The sequence below is a fragment of the Bradyrhizobium liaoningense genome, assembly GCF_018130825.1.
Lineage (GTDB): Bacteria > Pseudomonadota > Alphaproteobacteria > Rhizobiales > Xanthobacteraceae > Bradyrhizobium > Bradyrhizobium liaoningense_B.
In genome coordinates this window covers 75,688-91,585 of record NZ_JAFCJS010000003.1, presented here as the reverse complement: position 1 = coordinate 91,585, position 15,898 = coordinate 75,688, and the positions used below count along the sequence as shown (strand labels likewise).

The following is a 15,898-nucleotide window of genomic DNA, read 5'->3' as shown; positions in this document are numbered from 1 at the left end:
TGATTCGCGTGCGGCGGGGGTCGCCGCGCGTAAATCCGTGCGGTCTTGGGGCAACTATGTCAGGCGTGATCGTGTCGATGCGTCGGACGCTGCTGTCGTGCACATCGTTGGCGCGCAACAGCTTGTTGGGAGGCGCTTTCGCAGCGCTGCTGCCGGCTGCGCCGGCTGAGGCCGCCGACCTCATGGACACGCTTTCCATCTTGCTGGACTTCAACCGGCAGGAGCTCGCGGTGCTCGCCACCGCGCTGGCCTTGCTCGGCTTCTCGGTCATGGCCGCGATCCTGCTGATGCGGACGCGGGTGCGCACGGCAGCGAACGAGGCACAGCTGCGCGCGCGGATCGGAGAGCTGCAGCTGCAGGCCGACCGCTTCGGCGCGCTGCTGTTCGCCGAGCCGCAGATCCTGATCTCCTGGCCGGCCGGCGACAACCGCGCGCAGATCTCCGGCGACATCTCGATGGTGCTGCCGCGCGATTCCTCGCCACAGCGCGTGCTGGCGTTCGGAACCTGGCTGCCGCCGGAACCCGCGCTGCAGATGGATCATGCCGTCGACGCGCTGCGCGACCGGGGCGACGGGTTCCAGCTGACGCTGACCACCGCGCATGGCCACACGCTGGAAGCCATCGGCCGCGCGATCGGCGGCCAGGCCATCGTCCGGATTCGCGAGCTCTCCGGACTGCGCCGCGACCTCGCCGAGACCCATCTGCGCTACAAGGCGCTCTCGGACGAGACCGAGATGCTGCGCGGCTTCGCCGCCGCAGCGCCGTGGCCGATCTGGGCCAAGGGCGAGAACGGCGCGCTCACCTACGCCAATCCGGCCTATGTCCGCGCCACCGAGGCGACCAGCATCACCGATGCCCATGAACGCAAGCTCGAGCTGCTCGACAGTGCCGACCGCGCCGCAATGGAGCGCGGGCTGAAGGATGCCGCCGGCTTCACCTCGCGGCTGCCGATCGTAGTCGGCGGCGAGCGGCGCATGTACGACGTCCGCGCCGTCAATGTCGGCAGCGGCAGCGTCGGCGTCGCCATCGATGCCAGCGAGGCGGATGCGCTGAGCTCGGCCTTGGTGCGGATGGCGGAGGCGCATCGCCGCACGCTCGACCAGCTCTCCTCCGGCGTCGCCGTGTTCGACGGCCATCGGCGCCTTGCCTTCTACAACGATTCCTACCGCCGGCTGTGGGACCTCGACCGCACCTTCCTCGACGCCAATCCCGATGATTCCAGCGTGCTCGACCAGCTTCGTGCCGCGCGCAAATTGCCGGAGCAGCCGGATTTCCGCGCCTGGAAGGCCAAGCTGCACGAGGCCTATCGCGCGGTGGAGACCGCCAAGGACACCTGGTACCTGCCCGACGGCCGCGCGCTCTCGGTCGTCACCACGCCGAACCCGGAAGGCGGCGTCACCTATCTGTTCGACGACGTCACCGAGAGCCTCGAGCTGGCCCGCCGCTTCGACGGCATGATCCGGGTCCAGCGCGAGACGCTGGACAGTCTCGCCGAGGGCGTCGCGGTGTTCGGCAGCAACGGCAAGGCCCAGCTGTTCAACCCGGCCTTCGTGCGGATGTGGAAGCTGTCGAGCGATGCCATGCGCGACGAGCCGCACATCCAGACCGTCGAGGGCTGGTGTCATCAATTGTTCGACGAGCCGCAGGTCTGGCGGCAGATCCGCGAGGCCATCACCTCGATCGAGAACCGCGCCGACGTGCCGCTGAAGCTGGAGCGCAAGGACGGCAGCGTGCTCGACGGCATGATCCGCCCGCTGCCCGACGGCGCGACCATGCTGACGTTCCAGGACATCACCGACACCGAGAATGTCGAGCGCGCGCTGCGCGAGCGCAACGAGGCGCTTGAAGCCGCCGACCAGATGAAGGTGGATTTCGTCCACCACGTCTCCTACGAGCTGCGCTCACCGCTGACCACCATCATCGGCTTCGCGCATTTCCTCAGCGACCCCTCGACCGGGCCGCTGACGCCGAAACAGGCCGAATATCTCGATTACGTCACCAAATCGACCAACGCGCTGCTGGCGCTCACCAACAACATCCTGGATCTCGCCACCATCGACGCCGGCGCGATGAAGCTGGAACTCGGGCCCGTCGACGTCAGCAAGACCATCGAGCTCGCCGCCGAGGGCATCCAGGACCGCCTCGCCACCGACCGCATCCGCCTCAAGGTCGAGATCGCGCCCGATGTCGGCAGCTTCATCGGCGACGAGAAGCGCGTGGTGCAGGTGCTCTATAACCTCCTCGCCAACGCCGTCGGGTTTTCTCCACAGGATTCCACCGTCGGAATCAGCGCACGCCGCACCGAACGCAGCGTGGTCTTCACTGTGACAGATTCCGGGCCTGGAATACCTGCCGACATGAAGGACAAGGTGTTCAACTGGTTCGAAAGCCGCTCGCAGGGCTCGCGTCACCGCGGCGCCGGGCTCGGCCTGTCGCTGGTGCGCTCCTTCGTCGAGCTGCATGGCGGCAAGGTGCGGGTGGATTCGATCGTCGGCCGGGGCACGGTCGTGATCTGCGATTTCCCGACCGACCAGGCGGCGCATCGCGACGCCGCCGAATGACCGCCCCCACCACATTCTCCGTCGCGCTTCACAACGAGACGGCCACCGCGCAATTGATGGCCGATCTCGCCCTGCTGGTCGGACCGGGCGATGTCATCACCCTCACCGGCGATCTCGGCGCCGGCAAGACCGCCGCCGCCCGCGCGCTGATCCGCTACCTCGCCGGCGACGACGAGCTGGAAGTGCCGAGCCCGACCTTCACGCTGGTGCAGGGCTACGAGCTGCCGCCGTTTCCGGTGATGCATGCCGATCTCTACCGCGTCGAGGACGAGAGCGAGCTCGAGGAGATCGGGCTGTCGCCGCTGCCGGACGTCACGCTGGTTCTGATCGAATGGCCGGAGCGTGCACCGTCGGCCATGCCCGCGGATCGCATCGACATCGCGCTGACGCATCGCCCCGCGCTGGGCTCGAACGCGCGCGCCGCCGACATCACCGGCTATGGCAAGAGCGCTGCGCAGGTCGCGCGGCTGAAGGCGCTGCGCGAATTCCTCGACGCATCCGGCTACATCGACGCGACGCGACGGCGCATGAACGGCGACGCCTCGACCCGATCTTATGCGCGACTGATCCGCGGCGATGAGATCGTCATCCTCATGAACTTTCCGCAGCGCCCCGATGGTGCTGCCCTCTACAATGGGAAGTCCTATAGCGCCGCCGTGCATCTCGCCGAAAACGTTCGGCCGTTCGTCGCGATCGACGAGGGCCTGCGCGCCCAGGGAATCTCCGCGCCGGCAATCCATCATTTCGATCTCGACCACGGCTTCCTGATCTCGGAGGACTTCGGCAGCGACGGCGTGATCGAGGGCGATCCGCCGCGTCCGATCGCCGAGCGCTACGAGGCCGCGACCGACCTGCTGGCGATGCTGCACGGCAAGTCGCTGCCGGAGACGCTGCCGCTGGACGGGCAGACCTACGCCATCCCCGTCTTCGACACCGAGGCACTCCTGATCGAGATCGGGTTGATGCCGGAATGGTATCTGCCCGATCGCGACGCGCCGTTGAGCGACGAGAAGCGCGCGGAATTTTTTGCGATGTGGCGCGAGCTGCTGAAGAAGCCGCAGGCCTCGCCGAGGACCTGGATCATCCGCGACTATCACTCGCCGAATCTGATCTGGCTCGGAGAGCGCAGCGGCATCGAGCGCGTCGGCGTGATCGACTTCCAGGACACCGTGCTCGGGCCACACTCCTACGACGTGGTGTCGCTGCTCCAGGACGCCCGCATCGACGTCCCTGAAAACATCGAGCTGACGCTGCTGTCGCGCTACATCAAGGCGCGGCGCGCAGACGATACGAGCTTCGATGCGGCCGGCTTCGCCGAGCTCTACGCGATCATGTCGGCGCAGCGGAACACGCGGCTGCTCGGCACCTTCGCCCGGCTCAACCGCCGCGATGGCAAGCCGCATTATCTGCGACATCAGCCGCGGATCTGGACCTACCTCCAGCGCTCGCTGGCGCATCCCGCACTCGGCCATCTGCGCGACTGGTATCTCGCCAACGTGCCGCCGCCTCAAAGCCCGCCGCAGGCCTGATTCGGGCCCGATTTACCGCCTGTTAGCCAAGACGTCGCTATTCTGGCGGCGAAGCAGCCGGATAAATACGGGCTGGAGCGGGGCAGATGGCGGTAAAGACGGATCAGCGCGGCAACAGCCGGGTTGTTTTCGAGCGCGGGATACCGGCCCAGATGATGGGAATCGACGGTACCTGGCGGCGCGACTGCACCATGGAGGACGTCTCCGAAAGCGGCGCCAAGCTGACCATCGACGGTTCGGTCGAAGGCCTGCATCTGAAGGAATTCTTTCTGCTGCTGTCGTCCACGGGACTTGCGTACCGGCGCTGCGAACTGGCCTGGGTCAATGGCGACCAGATCGGCGTCAATTTCCTCAAGATCGGCGACAGGAAGAAAAAGGCCCGTTCCGCATCCGTTGGGGCGTAACGGCAACACCCGTCGTACAACCGTCACGGCGGGTGGTTAAGGCGGTTGAGACGCGGTGCGACTGATGAAGTCCCGTGCTAGGATTTGCTGCAAGCGCGAAACCAGTGGGTCCGAGACATAAGATCCGAGACAGAAAGAGTTCCGAGAAGGCAAAGGATGTCCGTCAAGCCGACCAAAGCCATGGTGCTCGCCGCAGGGTTCGGCCTGCGCATGCGTCCGTTGACGGACAAGATGCCGAAGCCGATGGTGCCGGTCGCCGGTCGGCCGCTGCTCGACCACGTGCTCGACAAGCTCGGCCACGCCGGGGTGAGCGAGGCGGTGGTCAATGTGCACTACCTGCCGGACCAGATCATCGACCACGTCGCATCGCGCCAGCTTCCGCGTGTGACCATCTCGGACGAGCGCGACCAGGTGCTCGGCACCGGCGGCGGCGTGGTCAAGGCGCTACCGCTGCTCGGCGACGCCCCGTTCTTCCACGTCAATTCCGACACGCTCTGGATCGATGGCGTGCGCTCCAACCTGACGCGCCTTGCCGAAAACTTCGACCCCGAGCGGATGGACATCCTGCTGCTGATGGCGCCCACGGCGACCAGCATCGGTTATACTGGCCGCGGCGATTACGGCATGCTGCCCGATGGCGCCCTGCGCAAGCGCAAGGAGAAGGAGGTCGTCCCGTTCGTCTATGCAGGCGCGGCGATCCTGTCGCCGTCGATCTTCGCCGGTGCGCCGCAGGGCGAATTCTCGCTGACAAAGATGTTCGACCGCGCCAACGAGCAGGAGCGGCTGTTCGGCCTGCGCCTCGACGGCGTCTGGATGCATGTCGGCACGCCCGACGCGGTGCACGCCGCGGAAGAGGCGTTTCTGGAGAGCGTGGCTTAGGGGCTGCTCTCGCCACAACGGCAGTGCCGTAGGGTGGGCAAAGGCGCCCTTGCGCCGTGCCCACCATCTCTTTCGATCGCAAAAATGCGTGGGCACGCTTCGCTTTGCCCACCCTACGGCACTTGTGCCAGCCCGCGAACAACGGGGACGACTTCGTTCCCACCCATGACCATTCGAGCCCGTCTCCCTATATTGCCCTGATTCCCGAATCAGGCAGCCCATGCGCGTTTTCAGCGTTCCCATCTCAGTTCCGTTCCTGCGCACGGTCGTCACGGCCCTGCTCGACGGCCGGCTGGTCGAGGGCTTCGAGGCGCGCAAGGAACCGGCACGGCTGGCCGACGCCACGCTGTATCTGCCGACCCGCCGCGCGATGCGCGTCGTCCGGGAGATCTTCCTCGATGAAATGAAGACCGATGCCGTCGTGCTTCCGCGCATCGTCGCGCTCGGCGACATCGACGAGGACGAGCTCGCCTTCGCCGACGAAGGCGAGCAGTTCTCCGGCGCGACGCCGCTCGAGATTCCGCCACGGCTTGGCGAGCTGGAGCGACGGTTGACGCTGGCGCAGCTCGTCGCCGCCTGGGCCAAGGGCCCGGTGCTGGCGCCGCTGGTGGTCGGCGGCCCCGCCTCGACGCTTGCTCTCGCCGGCGATCTCGCACGCCTCATCGACGACATGGTGACGCGCGGCGTCGACTGGAGCGCGCTCGACGGCCTCGTGCCTGATAACCTCGATCGCTACTGGCAGCACTCGCTCGAATTCCTGCGCATCGCGCGCATCGCCTGGCCCAATCATCTCGCCGAGATCAACCGGATCGAGCCGGCGGCGCGGCGCGATCTCCTGATCGCGGCGGAGGCGAGGCGCCTGACCGCGCATCCGAGCGGGCCGGTGATCGCGGCCGGTTCGACCGGCTCGATGCCGGCCACGGCAAAATTCCTGCATGCGGTCGCCGCCCTGCCGCATGGCGCGGTGGTGCTGCCGGGTCTCGATACCGATCTCGACGACGATGCCTGGCGCACCATCGGCGGCGTGCGCGACTCGCTCGGCAAGTTCGCCGAGCATCCGGCATCGAACCATCCGCAATATGCGATGCATGCGCTGCTCGATCGCTTCGGCATCAAGCGCAGCGACATCGAGATTTTGCAGCCGCCGGCAGAAGGCGGCCGCGATCTGCTTGCATCCGAATCGATGCGGCCCTCCGCCAAGACGGAAGTCTGGCACGACCGGCTGAAGCAGCCCGATGTCGCCGCGAAGATATCAGGCGGCATGAAGAATCTCGCAGTGGTCGAAGCGCCCAACCCCGAGATGGAAGCGCTCGCGATCGCCATCGCGATGCGCGAGGCGCGGCACCTCGACAAATCGGCAGCGCTGGTGACGCCCGATCGCGCGCTGGCGCGGCGGGTGATGGCGGCGCTGACGCGATGGGATCTCGCCTTCGACGATTCCGGCGGCGACGTTTTGATGGAAACCTCCGCCGGCGTCTTTGCGCGGCTCGCGGCGGAAGCCGCGACCAAGGGCCTGGAGCCACCGACGCTGCTGGCGATGCTGAAACATCCGCTGTGCCGGCTCGGCCGCGCGCCCGGCGCCTGGAAAGCGGCGATCGAAAACCTCGAGCTCGCGGTCTTGCGCGGCACACGTCCGCCTGCGGGCACGGCCGGGCTCTTGCGCGAGTTCAACCGTTTTCGCGAAGAGCTTGCCAAGCTGTGGCGCAGCGAAGTCTCTGCGCTTCATAGGGCAGAACCGCGCGCGCGTCTGAACGCCGAGGATCTCGATCGCATCCAGGCGCTGATCGATACGCTGCAAAAAGCATTGGCGCCGATCGAGAGTCTTCCGCCGCCGAAGCCATATGACTTCGCCGAGCTCGCGCACCGGCATCGCGAGATCCTGATCGCGCTGTCGCGCGACGAGCTCGGCATTCCGCTCGCCTTCGAGGAGCGCGAAGGTCTTGCGCTCGCCAGCGCCTTCGACGATCTCCTGCGCGGCGGCACGACCAGCGGATTGATGGTGCCGCTGCCCGACTATCCCGACGTGTTCCAGACCGCCTTCGGCGATCGCGCGGTGCGGCGTCGCGACAGGCCGGGCGCGCGGCTGCAGATCTACGGTCCGCTGGAATCGCGCCTGATGCAGGCCGACCGCATCATCATCGGCGGCTTGATCGAAGGCGTCTGGCCGCCGGCACCGCGCATCGATCCCTGGCTCAGCCGGCCGATGCGGCACGAGCTTGGGCTCGATCTGCCGGAACGCCGTATCGGCCTCTCCGCACACGACTTCGCGCAGCTCCTCGGCGGCGATGAGGTGATCCTCACCCATTCCGCCAAGGCCGGCGGCGCGCCGGCCGTCGCCTCGCGCTTCCTGCATCGGCTGGAAGCGGTGGCGGGCGACGAGCTCTGGAAGACGGCTATTCGCGCCGGCGAAAAATACGTGCAGTTCGCGGGCGCCCTGGACCAGCCCGCCGAGGTCACGCCGATCAAGCAACCCGAGCCGCGCCCACCGCGCGCGACGCGGCCGACAAGCATGTCGGTCACCGCAATCGAGGACTGGCTGCGCGATCCCTACACGATCTACGCAAAGTATATACTGAAGCTCGCGGCGCTCGATCCCGTCGACATGCCGCTCTCAGCCGCCGACCGCGGCTCCGCGATCCACGATGCGATCGGCGAGTTCACGGAAAGCTATGCTGCACATCTGCCTGACGATCCCGCGCGTGTGCTGCATGCGATCGGCAAAAAGTACTTTGAACCGCTGATGGAGCGCCCTGAGGCGCGTGCACTGTGGTGGCCCCGCTTCCAGCGCATCGCGCGCTGGTTCGGCGAATGGGAGACCGCGCGGCGCGAAGCGATCGAGGGGATCACGGCGGAGACGCGCGGCGAGATCTCGATCAGGCTCGACAATGAGCGCAGCTTCTCTCTCTCTGCCCGCGCCGATCGCATCGAGCGGCGCCAGGGCGGCGGCTACGCCATTCTCGACTACAAGACCGGCCAGCCGCCGACCGGCAAGCAGGTGCGCATGGGCCTGTCGCCGCAGCTGACGCTGGAAGCGGCGATCCTGCGCGAGGGCGGTTTTCCCGATATCGACGCCGGCGCGTCCGTGAGCCAGCTCGTCTATGTCCGCCTCAGCGGCAACAATCCGCCCGGCGAGGAGCGCATCCTCGAGCTCAAGTACAAGCAGGGCGACGAGCCGCAGCCGCCGGATACGGCAGCCGCCGAGGCGCGGGCCAAGCTGGAAGCGCTGATCCGCGCCTTCGAGGACGAGAATCAGCCCTACACCTCGCTGAACCTGCCGATGTGGACCAACCGCTACGGCGCCTATGACGACCTAGCCCGCATCAAGGAATGGTCGGCCGCCGGCGGTCTGGGGATCGAGGAATGGTGAAACTGCCGCGTCCCATCCCCGACGAAGTGCGCGCGCGGCAGGCGCGCGCGTCCGATCCGACCGCGTCGGCCTTCGTGTCGGCCAATGCCGGCTCGGGCAAGACGCATGTGCTGGTGCAGCGCGTGATCCGCCTGCTGCTGTCGGGCGTGCCGCCGGAAAAGATCCTCTGCATCACCTTCACCAAGGCCGCCGCCGCCAACATGGCCGAGCGCGTGTTCACCACGCTCGGCCATTGGGTGACGCTCGACGACACCGCACTCGACACGGCGATCCGCGCGGTCGGCATTCCGCATCCGAGCACAAAGCTGCGCCGCGACGCGCGAAAACTGTTCGCCTGCGCGCTGGAGACGCCCGGCGGCCTGAAGGTGCAGACCATCCACGCGCTGTGCACGCGTCTGCTCCAGCAGTTTCCGTTCGAGGCAAACGTCCCGGCGCGCTTCTCGGTCATCGACGAGCGCGACCAGACCGACATGATGGAGCGCGCCAATCTGAAGGTGCTGCTGGAGGCCGCGCGCGATCCCGACAGCGTCACCGGCCGCGCGCTGCTGACGGCGATGGCGAGCGCCGCCGATGTCACCTTCAAGGAGGTCGTGCGGGAGGCCTGCCTCAGCCGCGACCATTTCATGGCCTGGACGGATGAAGCCGGCAACGCGGAAGCGGCCGCGGCGCAGATGGCGGCCGTGCTGGGCGTTGATGCCGCCGATCGTATCGAGGACGTCGAGGCCGAGATTCTCGACGGCCCGTTCCTGCCGCGCTCGCGCTGGGACGACATCGCCTTCGCGCTGGAGGACGGCAGCAAGTCCGACAACGACCAGGCTGGCCGGCTGCGCGAAGCGAAGGTCTTCTCCGGCAGCGCGCAGGTCGACGCCTATGTCTGCGTCTTCCTCACCGACGAGAAGCTGCCGCGCAAGGCGGTGCTGACCAAGAAGTTTTGCGACAACAACCCGTCCGTCGCGCGCCTGTTCGAGGCGGAGGTGCAGCGCCTCGCCGGATTGATCGAGAAGCGCCGCGCGGTGACCATGCGCGACCGCACCGCGGCCCTTCTGCACATCGCGACGGCCGCCGCCGCAAACTACCGGCGCGAGAAGCAGGAGCGCGGGCTGCTCGACTATGACGACCTGATCGACAAGACGCTGGCGATGCTGAACCGCGTCTCCTCGGGCTGGGTGCATTACAAGCTCGACCGCGGCGTCGATCATGTCCTGATCGACGAGGCCCAGGATACCAGCCCACGGCAATGGGACATCGTCGCGCACATCATCTCCGAGTTCACCGCGGGCGAAGGCGCGCGCGAAGGGCTCAACCGCACGGTCTTTGCGGTGGGCGACGAGAAGCAGTCGATCTTCTCGTTCCAGGGCGCCGACCCGCACGAATTCGACAAGCGCAAGCGGGAGCTTGACCGCAAGTTCAAATCTGCCGGCCTGAAGTTCGATCCGGTTGCCTTCACTTATTCGTTCCGCTCGGGTGCCGCGATCCTTCATTCGGTGGACCACGTCTTCCGCGAGCCCCAGATCTACAAGAGCATCCATTCGATCGATATCGGCCACCCCCTGCACAATTCGCTCACCGATGCCGGCCCGAGCGTGATCGAGCTGTGGGATCTTGCGGAGGCCGACGACCGGCAGGAGATCGAGGGCTGGCGTGCGCCGTTCGACGGCGTTGCCGCGACCAGCCCCGAAGTCAAACTCGCACGCCGCATCCAGGGCGAGATCAAGCGGCTGGTCGAGAGCGGGACGCTGACGGGCCACGAGGGCGAGCGGCGTCCGCTGCGCTGTGGCGACATGCTGATCCTGGTGCGCCGGCGCGGCAATGCCTTCGACGCCGTGATCCAGGCGCTGAAGCACGCCAACATCCCCGTCGCGGGCGCCGACCGGCTCAAGCTCACCGAGCACATCGGCATCATCGATTTGATGAACCTTGCCGACGCGCTGCTGCTGCCGCAGGACGACCTCGCGCTCGCGGTGGCGCTGAAGAGCCCGCTGTTCGGGCTCGACGACGACGATCTGTTCCAGCTTGCCTGGGATCGCAAGGGTTCGCTGCGCCGCGCGCTCGGCGAGCAGGCGGCCACAAGCGAAAAATTCGCCGCGGCGTTGCAGCGCCTGGAAGCCTGCGAGGTCCGTGCGCGCGAGGAGACACCGTTCGCCTTCTACGCCTGGCTGCTCGGGGGCGACGGCGGCCGCGCGCGCATCCTGCGCCGGCTCGGCCACGAGGCCAACGACGCGCTCGACGAATTCCTCGAGCTGGCGCTGAACTATGAGCGCAAGGCGCCGGCCTCGCTGCAGGGTTTCATGGCCTGGCTGCGCTCGGCCGACACCGAGGTGAAGCGCGACATGGAGATCTCGCGCGACGAGGTGCGGGTGATGACCGTGCACGGCGCCAAGGGCCTGGAGGCTTCCGTCGTGTTCATGGTCGACACCACGTCGTCGCCTGCGGACTCGCAGCGGGTCCGGCTGATCAACGTGCCGCGCGGCAATGGCGGTGAGGTCGTGGTCTGGGCCGGGCGCAAGGCGGACGATCCAAAACCCGTCGCCGACGCGCGCAAGGCCATGATCGAGGAGACCGAGGACGAGTATCGCCGCCTGCTCTATGTCGCGATGACGCGCGCGGCCGACCGGCTGATCGTCGGCGGCTGCATGCCCGGCAACATGAGGACGGTGCGCAAGCTGAGCTGGTACGACCTCATCGACACCGGCCTCGCCGGCTCGGGCCTCGACAAGCAGACGATCGAGACGCCGCTCGGCAAGGTCACGCGATTCGCCCGGCCCGAGGATGTCGCGGCCCTGGGCACGCCCGCGACGTCAGTTGACCAGACGGTCACGCTGCCGGACTGGCTGCGGACACCCGCGCCGCGCGAGACCGTCGACGATGATCTCGTGCGCCCGTCCGGCCATTCGGCCGAGGAAGGCCGCAGCGTGCGGACAGGCGAATCGGTGCAGTCCCGGGCGCTGGCGCTGCAGCGCGGCACGCTGGTGCACCGTCTCCTGCAATCCCTGCCCGACATCGCCGCCGAGCGCCGGCGCGAGGCCGCGCTCGGCTTCATGGCGCGCAACGCCGCGGACTGGCCGGAGGCCGACCGCATTGCGCTGGCCGACAAGGTGCTCGCCTTGATCACCGAGCCGCGTTTTGCCCCGGTCTTTGCCGCCGGCAGCCGGGCCGAGGTCGCCATCGCCGGCCGGCTGGAGCGGCCGGGCCGCAGCCCAGCGCTGGTGTCGGGGCAGATCGACCGGCTGGTCGTTCGTCCGGACGAGGTTTTGATCGTCGATTTCAAGACCAACCAGGCGGCCCCCAAAAGCGCCACCGAGGCGCCGGCGGCCTATGTCCGGCAGCTCGCGCTGTACCGGGCGGTGCTGGCGCGGCTTTATCCCCAAAAGCCGATCAGGGCGGTCCTGCTCTGGACCGAGGCCCTTGAATATATGGAGATTTCGGCCCCCGCGCTGGACGCGGCGCTGGCATCCCTTCATCTCGGTGTGAGCATCCTTGACCCGGCAAGGAGCCGTTCATAGGTTCACCCCATGATCCCGGGCGCGATTCCACGTCGCGCCGATTCTCTTTCAACCGAGTGAGGTACTCCAATGGCCGTTAGCAAGGTTTCCGACGCCGATTTCGAAGCCGAAGTGCTCAAGGCGAACGGCCCCGTGGTCGTCGATTTCTGGGCCGAGTGGTGCGGCCCCTGCCGCATGATCGCACCCGCTCTCGACGAGATCGCCGGCGCGATGGGCGACAAGGTCAAGATCGTGAAGCTCAATGTCGACGAGAGCCCGAAGACGGCCTCCAAGTACGGCGTGATGTCGATCCCGACCCTGATGATCTTCAAGGGCGGCGAGATGGCCTCCCGCCAGGTCGGCGCGGCGCCGAAGGCGAAGCTGCAGCAGTGGATCACGTCGGCGGTCTGATCCGCGGCGCTCCCGAAGAGTTTGTGCAACGGCCGGCATCACGCCGGCCGTTTTGTTTTGCCTACTTGATCCATCCCGTCGCCAGCGCGTTGGCGAGCTCCGGCTGATCGTTGCGGCGCGCTAGCGCGGCCATCGCCTCGTGATCGTAGGCGACATGGCGGAACGTCACCTGCCAACTACCATTCGCCAATTCGAGGATCGCATAGCGCGCGTGCGGCGTGCCGGCTTCGACGACATGCGGAAACGGATGCTTGTCGCGATAGCCGGGGCTGCCGACGCTGCCGGGATTGACGATCAACCTTCCGTCACGCAGCTGCACCGCACGGGCGAGATGGGTGTGGGCGCAGAGGATCAGCGATTGCGTGATGCCTTGCGCGAGCTGCTCGATACGGTCGAGCGGCGATAGCGCGACGGTGCCGTCGGGGTGCACGGTGTCGAGCCAGTAGACTTCATCGTTCGCGGGCGTGGCGTGACAGAGGAACACCTGGTCGCGGAACACCCGCGTCATCGGCTGCGCGCGCAGCCAGTCGAGGTGCGCGCTATCGAGCTGTGCATGGGCCGGACGATCCCACGAGCCCATCTTCTCCGGCGGACGGTCGAGCAGATAGCGGTCGTGATTGCCGAGCACGTGCACGGCGTCGAGCTGCATCAGGATCTCGACGGTGCGGCGCGCATCGAGCGGGCCGCTCAACATGTCGCCGAGATTGACGATGTCTGCAATGCCGTGCGCGCGGATATCGGCGAGCACCGCCTCCAGTGCGAGATGGTTTCCATGGACGTCGGCGATCGCGGCAAAACGCATTGGCACTTCTCACTCTCGTGCCCCGGACGCAGCGCAGCGTGAAACGGTGCGCTGCAGAGCCGGGGCCCATCTATTTGGCTCCTGGGTCCCGGCTCTGCGGAGCAGCGTTGCACGCTGCACCGCGTCCGGGACACGAAACCCTTATGCAGGAGGCGTGCCGTTGAGCCCGAGCACATGGCCGGCGAGATAGAGCGAGCCGGTGATCAGGATGCGCGGCGGCACCTCGTAAGCCAATTTCGACAAAGCGCGTAGCGCGGCCTCGATCCCGGGCGCGATCTCGACGCGCATGCCGAGGCTGCGCGCCGCATCCGAGAGGCGATCGACCGGCATCGCATTCTCCGCGTCGGGGATCGGCACCGCGACGATGTGGCGGGTGAGGCCGGCGAAATTGGCGAGAAAGCCGTGCGCATCCTTGTTGGCCATCATGCCGGCGATAACCACCAGCGGCCGCGACACTCGCTCCTCGAGATCGCCGAGCGCGGCCGCAGCGACACGCCCGCCTTCGGCATTGTGGCCGCCGTCGAGCCAGATCTCCGAGCCCTGCGGTCCCCACGAGAGCAGATCGCCCGCGGTGAGACGCTGCATCCGCGCCGGCCATTCGGCACCGACGATGCCGGCTTCGAATGCGGCCTGGTTGACCTTGAAGGTCGGAATCGCGCGCAGCGTCGCAATCGCAAGGCCGGCGTTGTCGAACTGATGCCGGCCGAACAGGCGCGGCGCGGCCAGATCCATCAGGCCGCGGTCGTCGGAATAGACCAGCCGTCCGTGCTCGACATTGACGTGCCAGCTCTCGTTCGCGGCAAACAGCGGCGCGCGCATGCGCTTGGCCTGCGCCTCGATCACGGCCATCGCCTCGCTCGACTGCTCGGCAGAGATCACGGGCACGCCGCGCTTGATGATCGCCGCCTTCTCGCCGGCGATCGAGGCCAGGGTGTCCCCGAGAAAATCCATGTGATCCATGCTGACGGGCGTGATCACGCAGGCCGCAGGCGTATCGACGACGTTGGTCGAATCGAGCCGGCCGCCGAGGCCGACTTCGAGCAACACGGCGTCGGCGGGATTCTGCGCGAACAGAAGGAACGCCGCGGCGGTCTTCAACTCGAACACGGTTGCCGGCTCGCCGGCATTGACGCGCTCGACCTCTTCGAGCGCCGCGCGCAGCTCATCGTCGCTGACGAGACGGCCGCCACCGACGCGGCCAAGCCGAAAACATTCGTTGATGCGGACCAGATAGGGCGAGGTGTAGGCGTGGACGCGCAGGCCGGCGGCCTCCAGCGTCGCGCGCAGATAGGCGACCGTCGAGCCCTTGCCGTTGGTGCCGGCGATGTGGATCACCGGCGGCAGCTTGCGTTCTGGATGGTCGAGCCGCTCGAGCAGGCGGTGCATCCGCTCGAGCCCGAGATCGATGCGCTTCTGATGCAGGGCCGACAGCCGCCCGATCACTTCGTCGAGCGGTGTCTTTGCACTGTCAGAGGAGGCGTTCACGCGTGCGGCGCGGCCGGCGCCGTCTCGGCGGCCGATACGATCTGCGCCGGGCTCGTCACCGGCTGCGCCGGCTTCGAAGCGCCTTCCTGCGCCGGCGCCTTGGTCAGCAGGCGGCAGAGCCGCGCCAGGGTCGGGCGCAGGTCGTGGCGATGCACGACCATATCGACCATGCCGTGCTCCTTGAGATATTCGGCGCGCTGGAAACCCTCAGGCAGCTTCTCGCGGATGGTCTGCTCGATCACGCGCGCTCCGGCAAAGCCGATCAACGCGCCGGGCTCGGCGATCTGCACGTCGCCCAGCATTGCGTAGGAGGCGGTGACGCCGCCGGTGGTCGGATTGGTCAGCACGACGATGTAGGGCAGCTTTGCCTCGCGCAGCATCTGCACCGCCACCGTGGTGCGCGGCATCTGCATCAGCGACAAGATGCCTTCCTGCATGCGCGCGCCGCCGCTAGCCGCGAACACGATGAAGGGCGACTTCTTCTCGACCGCGAGCTCCAGCCCGCGCACGATGGCTTCGCCCGCGGCCATGCCGAGCGAGCCGCCCATGAAATCGAAATCCTGCACGGCGACGACGACGGCGGCGCCTTCGAGCTTGCCGTAACCGACCTTGATCGCGTCGTTCAGATTGGTGCGCGCACGGGCATCCTTGATGCGGTCGACGTATTTCTTCTCGTCGCGGAACTTGAGCGGGTCCGCCGTCACGTCGGGCAGCGCGACGTCGTACCAGGTCTCGTTGTCGAAGATCGACTTCAGACGCGCCGCCGAGTTCATGCGCATGTGGTAGTTCGAGCCGGGAATGACGAACTGGTTGGCCTCGACGTCCTTGTAGAACACGAGCTGTCCGGAATCCGGGCACTTGATCCAAAGATTCTCCGGCGTCTCCCGCCGCAGCATGTTGCGGATCTTCGGCCGGACCACATTGGTAAGCCAGTTCATGGTTTGCTCCGATGTGCGATCCCGCTGGGAATCGCCTGAA

10 protein-coding genes are annotated in these 15,898 nt (G+C 67.1%); 7 read left to right on the top strand and 3 right to left on the bottom strand.

The features are described 5' to 3' along the window. Positions 1 to 56 precede the first annotated feature (56 nt). The 7 genes from JQ603_RS13960 to trxA all read left to right on the top strand — a co-directional run bounded on the left by JQ603_RS13960 (position 57) and on the right by trxA (position 12,633). Positions 57 to 2,561 carry a sensor histidine kinase gene (locus JQ603_RS13960; protein ID WP_212340144.1) on the top strand — a complete coding sequence of 835 codons (2,505 nt, stop codon included), beginning with the start codon at positions 57 to 59 and terminating at the stop codon, positions 2,559 to 2,561. Then, positions 2,558 to 4,090, top strand: a complete 1,533-nt coding sequence (gene tsaE / locus JQ603_RS13955; protein ID WP_212340143.1) for a tRNA (adenosine(37)-N6)-threonylcarbamoyltransferase complex ATPase subunit type 1 TsaE — start codon at positions 2,558 to 2,560, stop codon at positions 4,088 to 4,090. The genes JQ603_RS13960 and tsaE overlap by 4 nt, the downstream gene beginning before the upstream one ends. Positions 4,091 to 4,176: 86 nt before the next feature. Further along, complete coding sequence (locus JQ603_RS13950) at positions 4,177 to 4,494, top strand: PilZ domain-containing protein (protein WP_212340140.1); 318 nt, start codon at positions 4,177 to 4,179, stop codon at positions 4,492 to 4,494. Between the two features lie 156 nt (positions 4,495 to 4,650). Next, a complete protein-coding gene (locus JQ603_RS13945) occupies positions 4,651 to 5,373 on the top strand; it encodes a nucleotidyltransferase family protein (protein ID WP_212340138.1) in 723 nt (240 codons plus the stop codon). 220 nt (positions 5,374 to 5,593) lie between these two features. After that, complete coding sequence (gene addB, locus JQ603_RS13940; RefSeq protein WP_212340136.1) at positions 5,594 to 8,740, top strand: double-strand break repair protein AddB; 3,147 nt, start codon at positions 5,594 to 5,596, stop codon at positions 8,738 to 8,740. Then, positions 8,734 to 12,243, top strand: coding sequence for a double-strand break repair helicase AddA (gene addA, locus JQ603_RS13935; protein ID WP_212340133.1), 3,510 nt, complete (start codon positions 8,734 to 8,736; stop codon positions 12,241 to 12,243). Before addB ends, addA begins: the two co-directional genes overlap by 7 nt. Positions 12,244 to 12,312: 69 nt before the next feature. After that, complete coding sequence (gene trxA / locus JQ603_RS13930; protein ID WP_008540017.1) at positions 12,313 to 12,633, top strand: thioredoxin; 321 nt, start codon at positions 12,313 to 12,315, stop codon at positions 12,631 to 12,633. 61 nt (positions 12,634 to 12,694) lie between these two features. Here trxA and JQ603_RS13925 read toward each other — a convergent pair whose 3' ends face one another. The 3 genes from JQ603_RS13925 to accD all read right to left on the bottom strand — a co-directional run bounded on the left by JQ603_RS13925 (position 12,695) and on the right by accD (position 15,858). After that, complete coding sequence (locus JQ603_RS13925; protein ID WP_212340131.1) at positions 12,695 to 13,435, bottom strand: metallophosphoesterase family protein; 741 nt, start codon at positions 13,433 to 13,435, stop codon at positions 12,695 to 12,697. Between the two features lie 141 nt (positions 13,436 to 13,576). Further along, on the bottom strand, positions 13,577 to 14,920 hold the full coding sequence (locus JQ603_RS13920; RefSeq protein WP_212340129.1) for a bifunctional folylpolyglutamate synthase/dihydrofolate synthase: 1,344 nt from the start codon (positions 14,918 to 14,920) through the stop codon (positions 13,577 to 13,579). Next, the gene (accD, locus tag JQ603_RS13915) at positions 14,917 to 15,858 is read right to left on the bottom strand and encodes an acetyl-CoA carboxylase, carboxyltransferase subunit beta (RefSeq protein WP_212340127.1); all 942 of its coding nucleotides are present in this window, start codon (positions 15,856 to 15,858) and stop codon (positions 14,917 to 14,919) included. The genes JQ603_RS13920 and accD overlap by 4 nt, the downstream gene beginning before the upstream one ends. Positions 15,859 to 15,898: the final 40 nt, after the last annotated feature.

Excerpts from the sequence above, each read along its gene's own strand:
- JQ603_RS13960 (WP_212340144.1), top strand. The coding sequence starts at position 57 with ATGTCAGGCGTGATCGTGTCGATGCGTCGGACGCTGCTGTCGTGCACA.
- tsaE (WP_212340143.1), top strand. The coding sequence starts at position 2,558 with ATGACCGCCCCCACCACATTCTCCGTCGCGCTTCACAACGAGACGGCC.
- JQ603_RS13950 (WP_212340140.1), top strand. The coding sequence starts at position 4,177 with ATGGCGGTAAAGACGGATCAGCGCGGCAACAGCCGGGTTGTTTTCGAG.
- JQ603_RS13945 (WP_212340138.1), top strand. The coding sequence starts at position 4,651 with ATGTCCGTCAAGCCGACCAAAGCCATGGTGCTCGCCGCAGGGTTCGGC.
- addB (WP_212340136.1), top strand. The coding sequence starts at position 5,594 with ATGCGCGTTTTCAGCGTTCCCATCTCAGTTCCGTTCCTGCGCACGGTC.
- addA (WP_212340133.1), top strand. The coding sequence starts at position 8,734 with ATGGTGAAACTGCCGCGTCCCATCCCCGACGAAGTGCGCGCGCGGCAG.
- trxA (WP_008540017.1), top strand. The coding sequence starts at position 12,313 with ATGGCCGTTAGCAAGGTTTCCGACGCCGATTTCGAAGCCGAAGTGCTC.
- JQ603_RS13925 (WP_212340131.1), bottom strand. The coding sequence starts at position 13,435 with ATGCGTTTTGCCGCGATCGCCGACGTCCATGGAAACCATCTCGCACTG.
- accD (WP_212340127.1), bottom strand. The coding sequence starts at position 15,858 with ATGAACTGGCTTACCAATGTGGTCCGGCCGAAGATCCGCAACATGCTG.